Annotated in this window: 19 protein-coding genes; 5 read left to right on the top strand and 14 right to left on the bottom strand. The window is 69.2% G+C overall.

Going from position 1 to position 16,768, the window contains the following annotated elements:
* Positions 1 to 54: 54 nt before the first annotated feature.
* The 3 genes from LDO15_RS14680 to LDO15_RS14690 form a co-directional block, all read right to left on the bottom strand.
* Positions 55 to 1,092: an aquaporin gene (locus LDO15_RS14680; protein WP_223979746.1), complete on the bottom strand. Its 1,038-nt coding sequence runs from the start codon at positions 1,090 to 1,092 to the stop codon at positions 55 to 57.
* A gap of 276 nt (positions 1,093 to 1,368) precedes the next feature.
* Positions 1,369 to 1,710, bottom strand: coding sequence for a DUF202 domain-containing protein (locus LDO15_RS14685; protein ID WP_223979748.1), 342 nt, complete (start codon positions 1,708 to 1,710; stop codon positions 1,369 to 1,371).
* Complete coding sequence (locus LDO15_RS14690) at positions 1,707 to 2,063, bottom strand: DUF202 domain-containing protein (protein WP_223979750.1); 357 nt, start codon at positions 2,061 to 2,063, stop codon at positions 1,707 to 1,709. Before LDO15_RS14690 ends, LDO15_RS14685 begins: the two co-directional genes overlap by 4 nt.
* Before the next feature lie 215 nt (positions 2,064 to 2,278).
* On the opposite strand from LDO15_RS14690, the gene LDO15_RS14695 reads away from it, so the two are divergent.
* Positions 2,279 to 3,448, top strand: coding sequence for an ADP-ribosylglycohydrolase family protein (locus LDO15_RS14695; RefSeq protein WP_223979751.1), 1,170 nt, complete (start codon positions 2,279 to 2,281; stop codon positions 3,446 to 3,448).
* A gap of 108 nt (positions 3,449 to 3,556) precedes the next feature.
* Here LDO15_RS14695 and LDO15_RS14700 read toward each other — a convergent pair whose 3' ends face one another.
* Positions 3,557 to 4,075 (bottom strand): DUF4395 domain-containing protein, encoded by a 519-nt coding sequence (locus LDO15_RS14700; RefSeq protein ID WP_223979753.1) that lies wholly within the window; start codon positions 4,073 to 4,075, stop codon positions 3,557 to 3,559.
* 126 nt (positions 4,076 to 4,201) lie between these two features.
* The gene (locus LDO15_RS14705; protein WP_223979755.1) at positions 4,202 to 5,227 is read right to left on the bottom strand and encodes an exonuclease domain-containing protein; all 1,026 of its coding nucleotides are present in this window, start codon (positions 5,225 to 5,227) and stop codon (positions 4,202 to 4,204) included.
* A 179-nt stretch (positions 5,228 to 5,406) separates the two neighbouring features.
* On the opposite strand from LDO15_RS14705, the gene LDO15_RS14710 reads away from it, so the two are divergent.
* Positions 5,407 to 6,174, top strand: coding sequence for a VTT domain-containing protein (locus LDO15_RS14710; RefSeq protein ID WP_223987416.1), 768 nt, complete (start codon positions 5,407 to 5,409; stop codon positions 6,172 to 6,174).
* A 178-nt stretch (positions 6,175 to 6,352) separates the two neighbouring features.
* Here the strand turns inward: LDO15_RS14710 and rdgB are convergent, their stop codons facing one another.
* The 6 genes from rdgB to clpS form a co-directional block, all read right to left on the bottom strand.
* Complete coding sequence (gene rdgB / locus LDO15_RS14715; RefSeq protein ID WP_223979757.1) at positions 6,353 to 7,045, bottom strand: RdgB/HAM1 family non-canonical purine NTP pyrophosphatase; 693 nt, start codon at positions 7,043 to 7,045, stop codon at positions 6,353 to 6,355.
* Positions 7,042 to 7,800, bottom strand: coding sequence for a ribonuclease PH (gene rph / locus LDO15_RS14720; RefSeq protein WP_276572925.1), 759 nt, complete (start codon positions 7,798 to 7,800; stop codon positions 7,042 to 7,044). Before rph ends, rdgB begins: the two co-directional genes overlap by 4 nt.
* A gap of 64 nt (positions 7,801 to 7,864) precedes the next feature.
* A complete protein-coding gene (locus tag LDO15_RS14725; RefSeq protein ID WP_223979759.1) occupies positions 7,865 to 8,662 on the bottom strand; it encodes an MBL fold metallo-hydrolase in 798 nt (265 codons plus the stop codon).
* Complete coding sequence (murI, locus tag LDO15_RS14730; protein ID WP_223979761.1) at positions 8,659 to 9,696, bottom strand: glutamate racemase; 1,038 nt, start codon at positions 9,694 to 9,696, stop codon at positions 8,659 to 8,661. Before murI ends, LDO15_RS14725 begins: the two co-directional genes overlap by 4 nt.
* 85 nt (positions 9,697 to 9,781) lie before the next feature.
* Positions 9,782 to 10,348: a DUF2017 domain-containing protein gene (locus LDO15_RS14735; protein ID WP_223979763.1), complete on the bottom strand. Its 567-nt coding sequence runs from the start codon at positions 10,346 to 10,348 to the stop codon at positions 9,782 to 9,784.
* On the bottom strand, positions 10,341 to 10,706 hold the full coding sequence (gene clpS / locus LDO15_RS14740; RefSeq protein ID WP_120954441.1) for an ATP-dependent Clp protease adapter ClpS: 366 nt from the start codon (positions 10,704 to 10,706) through the stop codon (positions 10,341 to 10,343). Before clpS ends, LDO15_RS14735 begins: the two co-directional genes overlap by 8 nt.
* Before the next feature lie 37 nt (positions 10,707 to 10,743).
* Between clpS and LDO15_RS14745 the strand changes: the two genes are divergently transcribed.
* The 3 genes from LDO15_RS14745 (at position 10,744) to LDO15_RS14755 (ending at position 13,191) form a co-directional block, all read left to right on the top strand.
* Complete coding sequence (locus LDO15_RS14745) at positions 10,744 to 12,072, top strand: nicotinate phosphoribosyltransferase (RefSeq protein WP_223979765.1); 1,329 nt, start codon at positions 10,744 to 10,746, stop codon at positions 12,070 to 12,072.
* Positions 12,073 to 12,726 carry an isochorismatase family protein gene (locus LDO15_RS14750; protein WP_223979767.1) on the top strand — a complete coding sequence of 218 codons (654 nt, stop codon included), beginning with the start codon at positions 12,073 to 12,075 and terminating at the stop codon, positions 12,724 to 12,726.
* Positions 12,727 to 12,840: 114 nt separating this feature from the next.
* Positions 12,841 to 13,191, top strand: coding sequence for a hypothetical protein (locus LDO15_RS14755; protein ID WP_223979768.1), 351 nt, complete (start codon positions 12,841 to 12,843; stop codon positions 13,189 to 13,191).
* 241 nt (positions 13,192 to 13,432) lie between these two features.
* Here LDO15_RS14755 and LDO15_RS14760 read toward each other — a convergent pair whose 3' ends face one another.
* The 3 genes from LDO15_RS14760 to nagB form a co-directional block, all read right to left on the bottom strand.
* Positions 13,433 to 15,214: a DEAD/DEAH box helicase gene (locus LDO15_RS14760; protein WP_223979769.1), complete on the bottom strand. Its 1,782-nt coding sequence runs from the start codon at positions 15,212 to 15,214 to the stop codon at positions 13,433 to 13,435.
* A gap of 362 nt (positions 15,215 to 15,576) precedes the next feature.
* Positions 15,577 to 15,903 (bottom strand): DUF3039 domain-containing protein, encoded by a 327-nt coding sequence (locus tag LDO15_RS14765; RefSeq protein WP_026266820.1) that lies wholly within the window; start codon positions 15,901 to 15,903, stop codon positions 15,577 to 15,579.
* 51 nt (positions 15,904 to 15,954) lie between these two features.
* Positions 15,955 to 16,737 carry a glucosamine-6-phosphate deaminase gene (nagB, locus tag LDO15_RS14770; protein WP_223979770.1) on the bottom strand — a complete coding sequence of 261 codons (783 nt, stop codon included), beginning with the start codon at positions 16,735 to 16,737 and terminating at the stop codon, positions 15,955 to 15,957.
* Positions 16,738 to 16,768 lie beyond the last annotated feature (31 nt).

The raw sequence follows: 16,768 nt of genomic DNA on the forward strand, positions 1-16,768 counted from the left end.
GGTATCGGCTGGCACCGACACTCTTGCGCCACCACCCCGGAAGGGTGACGGCGGTTACTGGCCACCCTTGCGGTCGAAGAAACTGCGTGCCTCGTCCTCGGCCGGGGCCTTGACGTCGCTCCTGCGGGTGGCGGCGCCAAGGTAGGTGTCGGTGTTGGTAGTGACGGCGGCCAACTCTGCGTCGTCCAGAACTGCGTCATCCAGGCCCTCCGCGGCCAACTCTGCGTCATCCAGGCCTGAGTCGTCCTGATCTGCGACGGCTGCCGTGTCACCCGCGCGCCGGTCGCCGGACCGGGCGTCAGACCGGGCCTCAGACGCGGGAGCCGTGCGCCCGGTCGACTGGGCGAAGCCGCGGAATACCAGCCCGGCGATGGCCGCGCCCACCACGGGTGCAACCCAGAACAGCCACAGCTGCCCCAGCGCATCCGGGCCGCTGAAGATGGCCGACGCCGTTGCCCGGGCCGGGTTGAACGGAACATTGCCGATCGCCTGCCCAAGCTGGAGGAGCATCGCCGTCGTCAGGCCGACCGCGAAGGGGGCGGCCGCCCTCGCCGGGTTCCTGGCGGCCGTGGTGGCGAGGAAGACGGCCACGAGCAGTGCCGTGCCGAGAACCTCCACGAGCAGGACGCCGGCCATGGGCACCTGGATGATCGAGTGCTCTCCGAACCCGGCCGTCACGGTGGCGAACGCGGCCTGGGAGTCGTCGATCTTCGGCACGGTGCGCAGGACGCCGAACAGGGCGACGGCGCCGAGCACGGCACCCACGAGCTGCGCGCCGAGGTACGCGGCTGCATCGGCCAGCCGGATCCGTCCGGCAATGACGTTCCCCAGGGTGACGGCAGGGTTGAAGTGCCCGCCTGAGATGTAGCCGACGGCCAGCATTGCAGCCGTCAGGGCCAGACCAGCCGCCAGGGCGCCGGGCAGCGGGTTCGACTGCGGAATGGTGAACAGCGGCACGCCCAGGCCTGCCACCACGACGATCAGGGTTCCGAATGCCTCGGCCGACAGCCGGGCCACGAGTCCGGGCCGGACTGTTTCGTCGCTGGCGGGCTGGACGCCAATGGCCCCGGGGGCTGGCTCAAGCAGAGTCATAGTCAGAAGTTCCTTTGCTGGAGGCGGCGCGCCCGGGGTGCAGTTGCGCCGGCGCCGGCCCGCCGCCGGGTTGTGGTCCGGGGGCGGCATCGGCCCGCCGGAGAATAGCTTCGCCAGCAGTCTGCCAGCGGAATCTGGATGTTCGCTGGATTCCCGCTGCACGGCTGGCGAATAGCCACCCGGCTGCGGGACCGGCACGGAGTTCCAGGGCAGTGCCCCAATTCAGGGCCCCACACACAAGGCCCCACACACAGGGCCCCATTTCAGTGCCCGATTTCAGTGCCCCAGCGCCACCGCAGCGACGGCGCTGGAGGCAAGGCCGACGACGGCGGCGGCCGACCAGCGCAGGAGTGCTGCCGGCGGCGCGACGGAGGACCGCCGGAGTTCGTGTCCGCGCACGAGCACGCACAGGCCCAGGACCACGGTCGCGGCCACGGCGACGAGCGCACAGACACCAAGATAATCAACGGGCCCCGGGGCGCCGCCCCGGGAAGCGGCGAGAGCCCAGCTGCGCCAGATCAGCAGGTCCGCCACGACGAGTGCCAGCAGGGTCCGGCGCCAGGCCAGGGAGGTCCGTTCGGGCTGCAGCCCGGGATCCCGGGCCGCCTCGGGGCTCACCGCGCCACCAGGATCAGGACTGCGAACACCAGCGCCGCGGCTGCGACGCCGATCGTCATCACGAGCATCACGGCGGAGAACGGCAGCTCCCGGTCGTTCCGCATGGCGGCCTCCATGAGTCCCCACCGGTGGTAGGACAGGACGGCCAGGCCCGCGCCCAGGAACGCGAGGATGACGCACAGCACGATCCGGACAGGTCCGGGGGCAATCTCGGGGGCCAGCTGGTCAATCGCCAGGGCCCCCGCAATCAGGGCCAGGGACGTGCGGATCCAGGCCAGGAACGTCCGTTCGTTGGCCAGGGAGAACCTGTAGTCGGGCGTGTTTCCGGTCTTCCGCCACGCTGGTTCACGCATTCGATTCCTCTTACTTGGCTTGTTGTGCCCGGCCGGGACACCGCCGGCGGTTGCTTCACCTGACCGCCGGCCGGACCCTAACAGCACCCTACCGGCGTTCCGCATCGGCTGCCCGCTGCATGGGCGCCAGCGGCGGGTGCCGCGGGATTGCCTACTGCGGCATGGGGTAGTGACGGCATTCGGTAGTGACGGGCCGTGCCGGGTAAATTTGAGGTATGAGCATCGAGCCCGGGACCACGCCCGCCCCAGCCCCAGCACCCGGCCCGTCGGACGCCGCGGCCCCCGCCCACGGCTCGCGCATCCACGGCTGCCTGCTGGGCGGTGCACTCGGCGATTCGCTCGGCTACGCCGTCGAATTCGACGACATTTCCGCGATCCGCGCCCGGTTCGGTCCCGCGGGCCTGCAGGAGTTTTCCGCGCTCGACGCCGGCAGCCCGTTCTCGGACGACACCCAAATGACGCTGTACACGGCGGACGGCCTCCTCGAGGCGCTGGAATGGGCCAACGACGGTGTGGCGGCCGACCTCAACGCGTGCCTGTGGCTTGCGTACCTGCGCTGGCTGGGCACCCAGGGCGTCGCGGTGCCGACGTCGGCCCCCTTCCAGCCGCCGCGCTGGATCGATGGCCAGGAGGTCCTGAAGCACCGCCGCGCACCCGGCAACGCCTGCCTGAGCGGACTCGCCACGGGCGAGATGGGAACCGTTCAGCGGCCGGTCAACCCCGGCTCGAAGGGCTGCGGCACGGTGATGCGCTCGGCACCGTTCGGCCTGATCCCCCACCTCGAGCCCGAAACGGTCTACAAGTTCAGTGCCGATGCCGCGTCACTGACCCATGGCCACCCTGCGGCACGGCAGAGCGCCGGGGTCTTCAGCCTGGTCATCCACGCCCTGTCCGCCGGCCTGGGGCTCCGCGAAGCGGCGGAATCGGCCCTCGGGCACCTGCACGGCGGGGTCCTGCGGAAGGGCGAGGACCCTGATGCGGATGTGGTGGCACGGCTGGAGGCGGCACTGCGGCTCGCCGGAGACCTGCCCGGCACCGGCGGCATCCTGAGCCCGGAGAACCTCGTCAGCGAACTCGGCGAGGGATGGGTAGCCGAGGAAGCCCTCGCGGTCGCGCTGTACGCCGTGCTGGCGACGGCTCCGGAAACGGGAGCCGAACCTGACACGTCCGCAGGCGCAGGCGCCGGCGAGGCCCACTTCCGCGCGGCGATCCCCGTCGCGGTGAACCACAGCGGGGACAGCGACTCGACGGCGTCGATCGCGGGGAACATCCTGGGGGCATACTACGGCGAGCAGTGCCTGCCGGCGGGCTGGCTGGCCGCGCTGGAGGCCCCGGAGGTCATCCGGGGCATGGCGTCGAGGCTGGCAGCCGTCACCGGCTCATAGAGTCACGGCTCATAGACGCCGGGGGCACCGGCACCGGGTCGCGGTGACGCCGCGGAGCCAGTCTGAGGCGAGCGAGTCAGAGGCGAGCGAGTCAGAGGCGAGCGCGTACTAGGCGCGCCGGAGCGAGATGTTGTTGCAGGCTTCGCAGACGTCCTCGGGGATGAGCCCCCGGCGCTGCAGGAAGCCGAAGATGGTGCAGCCGAGGCAGAACCCGGCGAACGCCTCCAGGGACGCGGCCACGATCAGCACGGCAAGCAGGATCCAGGCCGCCGGCGCGAGGCCGGCCGCCAGCAGCAGCGCCGCAGTGGTGGACACGGCGGCGCCGATCCCCTGCGCAAACCGCTTGGGCGGACCGGGAACAAGCCGGGTCCGTCCGAACCGGGGCGTCAGGACCTTGACCGAGAGCTGGGCCAGGGGCGAGATCCGCGGGCCGAACAGCACACGCAGCCAGAACCCGGCCGCGATGATGGCGAGTCCCCACCCGAAACCGGTCAGCAGGGTCACGGCGGACAGCGCCACGACCAGCGCGGCGGTGATGCGGGCGGCGTACTCGTTCACGGGGTTCGGGAAAGCGAACACCGCGCGCCAGTCAATGCCGCGCTTGGACGCCACTGACGCTGAAGGCATGGCGGGAGTCTGTGCATCCGGCAGTTTGCTCATCGGTCAAGGCTACGAGCGGGCGCGCCGTGGCGGGAATGATTGTTGCGCCATGTGACTGCCCGGTAGGGCCGGGGAGGCTCAGAAGGGGGTGTTTCAGGCGGGTGTGGCGGCCACGTGGCCGCCGACCATCTGGAGGAATTCTCCCTCCGACAGGACTTCGATCCGCTGCCCGCGTTCGTGCAGCTCCAGGACGCGGCGTGCCTTGCCGGTGAGCCGGCCGGAGCGCAGGTCCGCGGCCACAAAGCCGTCGCCCACCACCAGGACGGTGGTGCGGGCCGTGACCCGGCTTTCGGGCCGGGCGCCGAGCTCGGCCGAGCGGATCTTGGCTTCGGGCCGGGGAATCGCCAGTTCGCCGGTGAAGACCACGGTCTGGCCGAACAGCGGGTGGCCGGGGCTGGCCTCGGCATTGGGGACAGGGTTGGGGCCTTCCTCCGGCCATCCTGCCCGGAAGGAACGGCCCGGTGCGCCAACATTTCCGCCGGCGTTTCCGCCGGCGAGCGCCTCCAGGGCGGCCAGAGTGGCCTTGGACAAAGGGTCGCGCCGGGGATCGAAGGCCGGCTGGTGGGACAACGCCAGGCCCAGGGACAGGTGGAGTTCCGCGATGCTCGCCGCCCCGTTGCGGCCGGCGATGTCGATCAGGATGCCGGCGCAGGCACGCGCGTCCTCGGCGGCATCGTGGTGGTTGACCAGCGGCACGCCGGCTTCCTCGGCGGCGTAGGGCAGAGAATTGGACACCAGCGAGTAACAGCGCCGGGACAGCATCACCGTGCAGACGTAGTCGTAGGCGGGTCCGGGCAGGCCGGACACTTCCAGGCCGGAGCGGATCACGCCGAGATCGAACGCCGCGTTGTGGGCCGCCAGCACGTCCCCGCCAATGAACGCCCCGATCTCCGGGAACAGTTCCCCGAAGCGCGGCAGGCCTGCCACCTGGTCCGGGCGGATGCCGTGGATCCGGACGTTGTGGTGATCGAAAGCGTCATGGTTTTCCGGCGGCCGCATCAGCCAGGAGGCCTCCTCGACGACGACACCGCCGCGGACCTTGCTCAGGCCAACGGCGCACGGTGAACCGCGGAAGCCGTTCGCGGTCTCAAAGTCGATCGCCGTAAAGTCCAAACCCACGGCTCAACTTTACCGCCCGACGGCGGGACGTCCCGCCGTCGGCGTCGCCTGGCGGCCGCGCAGCGTCACCGCAGAGGGCACACGGGGCCACCGCGGCCGCCCCGCTGCGGCAAAGCGGCAGCCCCGCCGGGGGGCGGCCGCCGGCTGTCAAGTACCCTTAACTGGTGAACCCAATAGCAATGAGCGACCTCGCCGTGTCCGCCCTCGGCGGCGCCGGCCCCGTGCAGCCGCAGCTGGCCTCCTTCCTGCCCGACTGGCTCAACCCGCAGGTTTTCCTGGCGAACCCGGCCTTCGCGCCCTGGGTGGTGCTGCTGGTCTGCGGCATCATCTTCGCCGAGACCGGGCTGCTGATCGGCTTCTTCCTGCCCGGCGATTCCATGCTGTTCACGGCCGGGCTGCTCGTGGCCACCGGCACCATCCAGGTCAACATCTGGGTCCTGACCGCCCTGATCATCGTCGCCGCGATTGTCGGCAACCAGGTCGGGTACCTCATCGGGTCCACCGCGGGACCTGCCCTGTTCAACAAGCCCAATTCGAAGCTCTTCAAGCGTGAAAACGTGGAAAACGCCCACGCCTTCTTCGAAAAGCACGGTGGCAAGGCCCTGATCCTGGCCCGTTTCGTCCCGATCATCCGCACCTTCGTCCCGGTGATCGTGGGCGTCGCGCAGATGAGCAAGCGCAAATTCTTCACCTACAACGTGATCGGCGCGGTGCTGTGGGGCGGCGGCGTCACCCTCCTCGGCTACGTGCTCGGGGACAAGGTGCCGTGGGTCAAGGACAACCTCGACATCATCTTCATCGCCATCGTGCTGGTCTCCGTGATCCCGATCGCCATCGAGGTCATCCGCGGCGCCATCGCCAAGCGGCAGGCCGAGAAGTACGGCACGGACGTCGTGGAGGAGTTCATCGAAGAGCACGAACCGGAAGAAGAGCGCCGGACGCCCTGACACCCTCCACACAGCGCACCAGGCGAAGCGCACCGGCGCAAAGTGCCCCGCGCGAAGTGCCCGGGGCAAAGTGCCCGGGGCAAAGTGCCCGGCACAAAGTGAATAAGACGCGGAAGGCGCCCCACAGTGTGGGGCGCCTTCCGCGTCTGACGGCAATCGCGGCCGGTGCGGCGGCGGCCTACGTCCCGGCCAGGGCCTCGACGATGGCCGGAAGCAGCGCCCGGAACGCGTGGCCCCGGTGGCTGATGGCGTTCTTCTCCTCGGGCATGAGCTCGGCGCAGCTGCGGTCCAGCCCGCTCGGCTGCAGGACGGGGTCGTAGCCGAAGCCGCCGTCCCCGCGCGGCTCGCGCAGGAGCACCCCTTCCAGCTGGCCGTACTCCACCACTTCCCGGCCGTCCCCGGCCGGTGACGCGGGCACCGCCAGCGCCGCGGCGCACACGAACGCGGCCCCGCGGTACTCGTCCGGCACGTCGGCCAGCTGGGCCAGCAGCAGCCGCAGGTTCGCGGCGTCGTCGCCGTGCCGGCCGGACCAGCGCGCGGAGAAGATTCCGGGCGCGCCGCCCAGCACGTCCACGGAAAGCCCGGAGTCGTCGGCGATCGCCACGAGCCCGGTGGCCTCCGCCACGGCCCGCGCCTTCAGGAGCGAGTTTTCGGCGAAGGTCACGCCGGTCTCGGCGACGTCGGGGGCACCGACCGCGCCGGCGTCCACCACCTGGGTGTCGACGTCGAGCCCGGGCACCTGGCCGCGCAGCAGCTCGCGGAGTTCGCGCAGCTTGCCCTTGTTGTGGGTGGCGAGGACGAGCCGGGGCGCCGGGCCGCCGGCGTCAGTACTGCCGGCAACCGGCGCTCCCGCGAATGGCGCCTGCGTCACGGGGCCTCGGCCAGGGTGTCGCGCTGGATCGCGGCGAGCTGCTCCGTTCCCAGCAGCGCCAGGTCCAGGAGCTGGTTCAGCTCGTCGCGGTCGAAGGGTGCGCCCTCGGCGGTGCCCTGGACTTCCACGAATTTCCCGGACCCGGTCACCACGACGTTCATGTCCGTCTCGGCCCGCACGTCTTCGACGTAGGGCAGATCGAGCATCGGCACGCCGTCGATGATACCGACGGACACCGCGGCGATGGTGTCGATGAGCGGTTCGGCGTTCTTGGCGATCATCTTCTTCTCGCGGGCAAAGCGGATGGCGTCCGCGAGGGCCACGTAGGCGCCGGTGATGGCGGCGGTGCGGGTGCCGCCGTCGGCCTGCAGGACGTCGCAGTCCAGGACGATCGTGATCTCGCCGAGGGCCTTGGTGTCGATGATGGATCGCAGCGAGCGGCCGATCAGCCGGGAGATCTCGTGCGTGCGGCCGCCGATCTTCCCCTTGACCGATTCACGGTCGGAACGGGTGTTCGTGGCCCGCGGGAGCATCGCGTACTCGGCGGTGACCCAGCCGCGGCCCTCGCCCTTGAGCCAGCGCGGAACGCCCTCCGTCAGGGAGGCCGTGCACAGGACGCGGGTGTTGCCGAACTCGATCAGGGCCGATCCTTCGGCCTGCTTGGACCAGCCGCGCGTGATGCTGATCGGACGGAGCTGGTCGGTGGCGCGGCCGTCGGCGCGGATGACGGGGACAGTAGGAGCTTGGGAAGTCATGCCTTTAGCTTATCGACTCCCCCGGCCCGGCCCACGCCGGACTTTGCCGCAGGCCGGCCCGCGGCTAGACGGTGTAGTGCACGCCCGCGACGGCGACGGCCACGTCCTTGCCGAAGACCTCCTTGGCCTCGGCCATGACGGTGGTAGGGGACGTCCAGACGGGAATGTGCGTCAGCAGCAGCCGCCGCGCGCCGGCGGCGACGGCGGCCTCGCCGGCCCGCTTCCCGGTCAGGTGGACGTCCTTGATACCGTCGTCGCGGCCTTCCTCGAAGGCCGCTTCGCAAAGGAAGAGGTCGGCGTCGCGGGCCGCGTCCTCCAGGCCGCCGCAGGAGTCGGTGTCTCCCGAATAGCTGAGCACACGGGTGACGGGGTTGCCGTCCTTGTCCGGTTCGGTGACCTCCACGCGGAGCGCGTAGGCCTCCTCCACCGGGTGGTTGACGGCGTACGGGGTGACCGTGAACGGGCCCATGGCCACGGGCTTGCGCTCGGACCAGTTGCTGAAGTCGAATTCCTCGTGCATGCCGGGGTCCAGGTCCAGGCCGTAGGCGGTGGCCATCCGGTCGGCGGTGGCGGCGGGCCCCCACACCGGAATCCTGCCGCGTTCCCAGCCGCCCGGTTTCCAGCGCACGGCCACGTGCAGCCCGCACAGGTCCATGCAGTGGTCCGGGTGCAGGTGGGTGAGGAAGATCGCGTCGATGTCCTCAAGGTCCGTGTAGCGCTGGATGGCGCCGAGCGCCCCGCTGCCGAGGTCCAGGACGATCTTCCAGTTCCGCTCGCCGTCGTTGGCGGTCAGCAGGTAGCACGACGCCGGCGAGCCGGGCCCCGGGAAGGACCCGGTACAGCCCACGATGGTCAGCTTCACAGGCCGGGCCCCCACAGGGAAGACGGCGCCACGAAGTTGGAGATCCGCGGCCGGCCTGCGACGGCCTGGGCGGCGGCGATCATTTCCGGGGTGATCCGGGCGAGGCTTCCGGTGGGGTACTGCGCCGCGACGTGGTCCACGTGGCGGACGCTGAGGACCTCGGGGCCAAGGAAGCGCCGGGCGAGGTGCTCGAACTGGGCGGCGTCGCCGGTGGCGATGAAGTGGTGTTCGGGCTCCGCGGCGTCCGTGCGCTCAAGGCCCCGGGAGGCCAGCGCCCGGTAGACGTCCTTGGCGGTCTCCTCGGCGCTGGACACGAGCGTGACGTCCTCGCCCAGGACGAAGGAGAGCACTCCGGTGAGCAGCGGGTAGTGGGTGCAGCCGAGCACCACGGTGTCCACGCCGGCGGCGATGAGCGGTGCCAGGTAGTCACGGGCGACGGCGAGCAGTTCCGGCCCCGTGGTGATTCCGGCCTCCACGTAGGGCACGAACGCCGGGCACGCCACGGAGGTGATCTCCAGGTCGGGGGCTGCGGCGAAGGTGTCCTCGTAGGCACGCGAACCAACGGTGGCCGAGGTTCCGATCACGCCCACGCGGCCGGTGCGGGTCGCCGCCACGGCGCGGCGGACCGCCGGCTGGATCACTTCGATCACGGGAATCCCGTACCGGGCCGTGTACCGCTCCCGGGCATCGCGCAGCACGGCGGCCGACGCGGAGTTGCAGGCAATGGTCAGCAGCTTCACGCCGGAATCGACGAGCTCGTCCATGACGCCGAGGGCATTCGCGCGGACCTCCGCGATGGGAAGGGGGCCGTAGGGGCCGTGCGCGGTGTCGCCGACGTAGAGGATGGATTCGTTGGGCAACTGGTCGATGATCGACCGGGCCACTGTGAGGCCGCCGACGCCGGAGTCGAAAACGCCTATGGGACGCGATGCCAGCTCTGCTGCCGGTGCGGGTCCCGCGGGGCCGGTTGCGGTGCTGCTCGCTGGGGAGTCCGCAGCCGCCGCTGCCTGATCCGTGCTCGATGCTGAAGTCATGATTATTCGAGGATAGGACAACGCCAGCGGGGCGGCCATCACATTGTGGCGTGCAACTCGTGTCTCATGGGTCACACCCTTGCGCTCAGTGCCGGGCATCGAGCGAGTGGGCCATGGCCTGGACCAGTGACTCCTGCAGCCAGGTGGTGAAGTTGTACACCAGCGCCAGGTAGCTTTCGACGTCCTCGGCCTGGGACCAGTCCTGCATGAGGTGGACGTTGTCGGCGTCGGCGTCGTCGCGGATGTCGAGGCGTTCGGCCAGGACCAGCCGGACATCGTTGAGCGCGGTGGCCCAGTGCCTGGCGTCAGCGGCGGTCAGGACGAGGTCGTCCCGGTCCAGGCTCAGGGCGGCTGCCTTCAGCGCGCCGATCTTGCCTTCGCGCAGTGACCGCTCGGTATAGCGGCGGAACTCAAGGGAGGCGTCGTCGTCGTTCTTCATCACGTTCGGCAGCAGCCGGCGCAGGGCACGGTCCGAGGGCTCGCGGGCCTCGGTGTCCAGGCCCACCATGGCGGCCAGCGGGTCCTCGTTGGCGCGCTCCTCCGGCTCGAGCATGGAGATGACGTCGTCAAACAGGCTTCGCAGCAGTTCCCGCTCGGCCGGCTCCAGATGACCCCGGATGCCTTTGTGCCCGTACTTGAATGCCTTAGCCACGTTTTCCTTTGCCTTTGCCGGAACCACTCCCGTTGCCGCCGGTGGCTTTTTCCACCGTCGCCCAGAGGCCGTAGCCATGCATGGCGACGGCGTGCTGTTCCACCTGTTCCTTGCTCCCGTGCGCCACGATCGAGCGGCCCTTTTTGTGGACCTCCATCATGAGCTTGTTGGCCTTGGTCTCCGAGTATCCGAAGTAGCTGCGGAACACGTAGCTCACGTAGCTCATCAGATTCACGGGATCGTTCCAGATCACGAGGTTCCAGGGGATGTCCGGGGCGGTCAGGACGTCGGTGGACGTCGCTGTTCCTGTCTGGGTGCTCTCCCGTGTGTCCGGGCCGAGGGCAACGCTGAGGGTCATCTGTCCATTCTATGGGGATGCACACTAGAGTGAATTTGTGAGTACCTCAGCAGGCTGGGACCGTCCCCGCACGTCCCTGTATACCGATCACTACGAACTGACGATGCTGCAGGGTGCTTTGCAGTCCGGCGCGGCGCACCGGAAATCCGTCTTCGAGGCCTTCGCCCGGCGGCTGCCGGACGGTCGCCGCTACGGGATCGTGGCGGGCACGGGCCGCCTGCTGGAGGGGATCGCGAACTTCCGCTTCGGCGAACCGGAACTGGACTTCCTGCGCCGCACCAAGGTGGTCAACGACCAGACGCTGGAATACCTGGCCGGATACAGCTTCTCCGGCGACATTTGGGGGTATCCGGAGGGCGAGGCGTATTTCCCGAACTCCCCCGTGTTGATCGTGGAGTCCACGTTCGCCGAGGCCTGCATCCTGGAGACGTATCTGCTCTCCGTCCTCAACCATGACTGTGCGATCGCCTCAGCCGCCTCCCGGATGATCTCCGCGGCCGGCACCCGCCCGTGCATCGAGATGGGGTCGCGCCGGACGCACGAGGAGGCCGCGGCCGCCGCGGCGCGGGCCGCGGTGATTGCCGGGTTCGACAGCACCTCCAACCTGGAGGCCGGATTGCGCTACGGGCTGAAGACGGTGGGCACCGCCGCCCATTCCTTCACCCTCCTGCACGACACCGAACGCGAGGCCTTCGAGGCCCAGATTGCCGCTTTCGGACCGGAAACCTCGCTCCTGGTCGACACGTACGACGTCGAAGCGGCCGTCCGCACCGCCGTCGACCTAGCCGGGGACCGGCTGGGCGCCGTCCGGCTGGACTCCGGAGACCTCGTGGCCCAGGCCCAGTGGGTCCGGCAGTTGCTCGACGACCTTGGCAACGACCACACCAAGATCGTGGTGACCTCCGATCTCGACGAATTCGCCATCGCGGCCCTGCAGTCCGCCCCGGTGGACTCCTACGGCGTGGGCACGTCCCTCGTGACCGGTTCCGGCGCCCCGACGGCAAGCATGGTCTACAAGCTCGTCAGCCGGACTGACGACGCGGGCGATTTCATCTCCGTCGCCAAAGCCGCCAAGAACAAGGCCAGCAAAGGCGGGCGGAAGTACGCGCTGCGCAAGCTCGACGAGCGCGGGACCGCCACCCAGGAAATCGTGGGCGTCGGCCATCACCCGGAGGACGACGGCAACGACCGCCCGCTGCTGCAGCAGTTCGTCAAGAACGGCGAGCTCCTGCCCGGGTGGACCGGCCCGGAGGGGGTCCAGCGCGCCCGCCGGCGCCACGCGGAGACCATGAAGGAGCTCCCCGCGGTCGTCAACCGGCTGCAGCGCGGCGAGGCTGCCATCCCCACCATCTACGAGGAGGACTGAATGTCCCGCGCCCTGATCATCGTCGACGTCCAAAACGATTTCTGCGAGGGAGGTGCCCTGCCCGTCGAAGGCGGCGCTAACCTCGCCGGCGAGATCAGCGAGTACGTTGACGCGCACCACGGCCAGTTCGACCACATCGTGGCCACCCAGGACTGGCACATCGACCCGGGGGCGCATTTCGCGGAGGAACCTGACTTCGTGGACAGCTGGCCGCCGCACTGCGTGGCGGGCACCCGCGGGGCCGAACTGCACCCCGACCTCGATCCGGAGTACATCCAGGCGTACTTCCGCAAGGGCCAGTTCGCCGCGGCGTACTCCGGCTTTGAAGGGCTCCTGGCCCCCGACGAGGACGTCCCCACCGGGGACCGGAAGCCCGGCGCCATGCCCGTCTCCGGGTCCGGCACCGAGGATGAAGAGGGCGTCGTCTCCGCGGGCGAGGATGCGATCGGGCTGGACGACTGGCTGCAGAGTCACGACGTCGAAGATATCGTGGTGGTGGGGATCGCCACGGACTACTGCGTCAAGGCGACCGCCCTGGACGCCGTCCAGGCCGGTTACTCCGTCACGGTGCTGCGCGGCCTCACCGTCGGAATCGCCGAAGACCTCGAGGACGCCGTGGCCGAGATGGAGCTTGGCGGCGTCGATGTCCTCTGAGCCGATGTCCCCTGGGCCGATATCCTGTGGGCCGGCCGCCGCAGTAGACTCGAAATCCTTGCCATATCGCCAGTCTTACCCTATTGACCGACCCGTAGAACCCCGGAGTACACCATGAAGAAGACCCTGACCGTTCTCGTTGCCGCCGGCGCGCTGCTCGCCGCGGCCGGCTGCTCAGCCACCCCGCAGCTGACCAATGAGGAAACCTGCGCCCGGGTCAAGACTGTGGTCTCCGCCCAGTCGGCCACGTCCGACAAGGCCGGCATGACCAGGGTCGCCAACCAGCTGCGGCCCATCAAGGCATCGGCGTCCGAGGACCTCCGCGCTCCGCTGCAGACCATCATCGAGTACTTCGACGAATCGGCCAAGCCCTCCCCGGACACCGCCAAGCTTGAGAACATGAAGGCCGGCTACACCCAGGCAGGCCAGACCTACGGCCAGATCTGCGGCGCCGGCGGCCAGTAACCGCAGCCCGGCGCGCAAAGAGGCATGGAAGCGCATGGAAGCGCATGAAGCCGCGTAATGGTGCATGAAAGGGAAGGGACCAGGCGACACAGCCTGGTCCCTTCCCTTTCGCATTCGTGGCCCCGGCCACCGGCGGCTCTGTTGCTGCACTGCCGTGTTGCTGCACTGCTCTGCTGCTGCACTGACTCTGCTGCTGCACTGCTCTGCTGCTGCACTGCTCTGCTGCTGCACTGCCGTGGTGCTACTTCCGCCCGATGAACCAGTCCTGCAGCTTCCGCAGACGGGTCTGCAGCTGCTCCTCGTTGGCCTGTGCGACGGCCGGGCCGCCGCAGACGGTGCGGAGTTTGGTGTGGATGACGCCGTGCGGGGTCCCCGTCCGGGCTGACCACGCCGCGACGTTCTTGGCCAGCTCGGTGCGCAGGTCCATGAGCATCCGGTGGTCGGGCACGGCCGGGGCCGCCGTCCCGGGTGCGGCCGGGGCGCGCTTGTTCTTCCGGTTCAGCTGCTCGTGCTGGCGCTGGCGCAGCAGCGTGCCGACCTGCTCGGCGTCGAGCAGTCCGGGGATGCCGAGGAAGTCCAGTTCGTCCTCCGAGCCCACCTCGCCGCCGGTGCCGAACTCGCCGCCGTCAAAGAGCACGCGGTCAAAGGAGGCCTGCGAGTCGAGGGCCTCGAACTTGCCCTTCATCAGGGAGTCGGAGGCCTTCTCCTCGCGGTTCGCCTCGTCCATGAGCGAGTCCTCGGGGTTGAACAGGCCGTCGCCGTCTTCCTTCTCCGGCCGGTCCAGGGCGTGGTCGCGCTCGGCCTCCATGGAGTTGGCCAGCGCCATCAGCTGCGGCACCGAGGGCAGGAAGACCGACGCCGTCTCGCCGCGCTTGCGGGCACGCACGAAGCGGCCCACGGCCTGGGCGAAGAACAGCGGGGTGGAGGTCGAGGTCGCGTAGACGCCGACGGACAGCCGAGGAACGTCCACCCCCTCGGAGACCATCCGCACCGCCACCATCCAGCGCTTGTCGCCGGCGGAGAACTCCTCGATCTTGCTGGAGGCCTTGGCGTCGTCGGAAAGGATGACCGTGGGTGATTCGCCGGTGATCTTCTTCAACTGGCCGGCGTAGGCGCGGGCGCCCTCATGGTCGGTGGCAATGACCAGGCCGCCGGCGTCCGGGACGCTGCGCCGCACCTCGCTGAGACGTTTGTCCGCTCCGGCGAGGACCGCGGGGATCCATTCGCCGGCCGGGTTCAGGGCCGTCCGCCAGGCCTGCGAGGTGACGTCCTTCGTGACGGCGGACTCGCCGAGGGAGGCAGCCATTTCATCGCCCGCGCTCGTGCGCCAGCGCATCTGGCCGGAATAGGCCATGAACATGACAGGACGGACCACGTGGTCCCGCAGGGCCTTGCCGTAGCCGTAGGTGTAGTCGGCCTTGGAGCGCCGGATCCCGTCCCGGTCCTCCGCGTACTCCACGAAGGGAATGGGCGAGGTGTCGGAGCGGAACGGGGTGCCTGTCAGGGACAGCCGGCGGGCCGCGGGGTCGAACGCCTCGCGGAGGCCGTCGCCCCAGGACAGCGCCTCGCCGCCGTGGTGGATTTCGTCGAGGATCACGAGCGTGCGTGCGGCCTCGGTCTTGGCCCGGTGCAGCATGGGCTTGCTGGCCACCTGTGCGTAGGTGACGGCGACGCCGATGAAGCCGCGGCCGTGCTGGCCGTCGGCATTCTTGAAGTTGGGATCGATCGCGATGCCCACCTTGGCGGCGGCGTCGGCCCACTGGCGCTTCAGGTGGTCGGTGGGCGCCACGATGGTCACGCGGTTCACCACGCCGGAATCGATGAGCATGGATGCCACCCGCAGGGCGAAGGTGGTCTTGCCGGCGCCGGGGGTTGCGACGGCGAGGAAGTCCTTGGGATGGGTGCTGAAGTAGCTGTCCAGCGCCTCCTGCTGCCAGGCGCGCAGTTTCGGGGCGGTGCCCCAGGCGGCCCGCTCGGGATACGCGGGGGGAAGCGTGGGTCCGCCGAAGAGTGTCTCTGTCACCGGGGCGCCCTCCATCCGCGCATGGCTGCAGCCGACGGAGAAACCCAAATAAGCACAAAAACACCAATCTTTTCGGATGGACCGTAAGGTACGAAAACCGGACAGCGTGGACCGGAAAGCAGGAGAACAGAAAACAGGACAACGGCGCGCAATGGCTCACCGCCATCAAAAGACACCGCGTTCAAGCAGACACCGCGTACAGACAGACACCGCGTACAAACAGACACAGTACCAAGGCGTGATGAACGGACGCCGGGACCGGGCACGATCGAAGGAGGCACCGGGAGACGCCATTGACAGGCGGCATCACCTGGCGCCGCCGGGGAACGGCTAACGGGTCCCGTGCGGGCCGTTACGCGCCGTTACTTATCGCCGGAGCCCTTGCCGCCGTCGTTCCCGGGACGCAGGCCCTCGTACACTTCCTTGCACTCGGGGCAGACGGGGAACTTCTGCGGGTCCCGGCCCGGCGTCCAGACCTTGCCGCAAAGGGCGATGACGGGTTCACCTGTCAGCGCGGATTCCATGATCTTTTCCTTGCGCACGTAGTGCGAGAAGCGCTCCCGGTCACCGGGTTCCACTTCCTGGCGCAGTTCCTCGCGCTCGATCGTGGCCGTTGACGTCCCGGCTCCGGAGAGCTCGCGCATCGGGTCGTTTTCGAGAGGATCGGTCATGCTAGTCATGACACCCATCTTAGCCGTTGGAAGCGTGCCGCCGGACCCGCCGGACGCCAAGGGCCGTGTCTACAGGCCCTGCCAGGCGGGTTTGTGGTCGTAGCTGTGGCGGTAGTAATCGGCCAGCCGGAGCGAGGACGCCGCCGCCTCGTCGACGAGGATTGTGGCGTGCGGGTGCAGCTGCAGCACGGAGGCGGCACAGATGGCGGCGACAGGGCCCTCCGCGAGGTCCCTCACTGCTTGGGCCTTCTGCGCGCCGGTGGCGACAAGGATGACGTGGCGGGCGTCCAGGATGGTGCCCAGGCCCTGGGTCAGGACGTGGTGGGGCACCTCGGCCAGGCTGCCGAAAAACCGTGCGTTGTCCCGGCGTGTCTGCTCGATCAGGGTCTTGATCCGAGTCCGGGAAGCCAGTGACGAGCCAGGTTCGTTGAATCCGATATGGCCGTCCGTTCCGACGCCGAGGAGCTGCAGGTCCACTCCCCCGGCGTCGCGGATGGCGTCTTCATACCCTTGGCAGGCCGCGGGAATATCGGCTGCCGCGCCGTCGGGCACGTGGACGTTGGCCGGATCAATGTTCACCCGCGCGGTGAATTCGCGCGCGATCACCTCGCTGTAGGACTGGGGGTGGCCCGCCCGGAGTCCCACGTACTCGTCCAGGGCGAACGCCCTGGCCCTGCTGAAGTCGAGTCCGTCGCGCTCGTGCCGCAGGGCCAGCTCCGCATAGATGGGCGACGGTGTGGAACCCGTCGCCAGGCCCAGGACGGCGTCGGGCTTGCGGCGCAGCAGGGCCTCCACCGCATCCGCCGCCAGGGCTGCGATCTGCTTGCTGCCGTGAAGAATGACAACTTCCATGGTCCCTGCCTTTACCTGGCTTACCTGGCGT

This window comes from Arthrobacter sp. NicSoilB8, from assembly GCF_019977355.1.
In the GTDB taxonomy this organism is placed as follows: Bacteria; Actinomycetota; Actinomycetes; order Actinomycetales; family Micrococcaceae; genus Arthrobacter.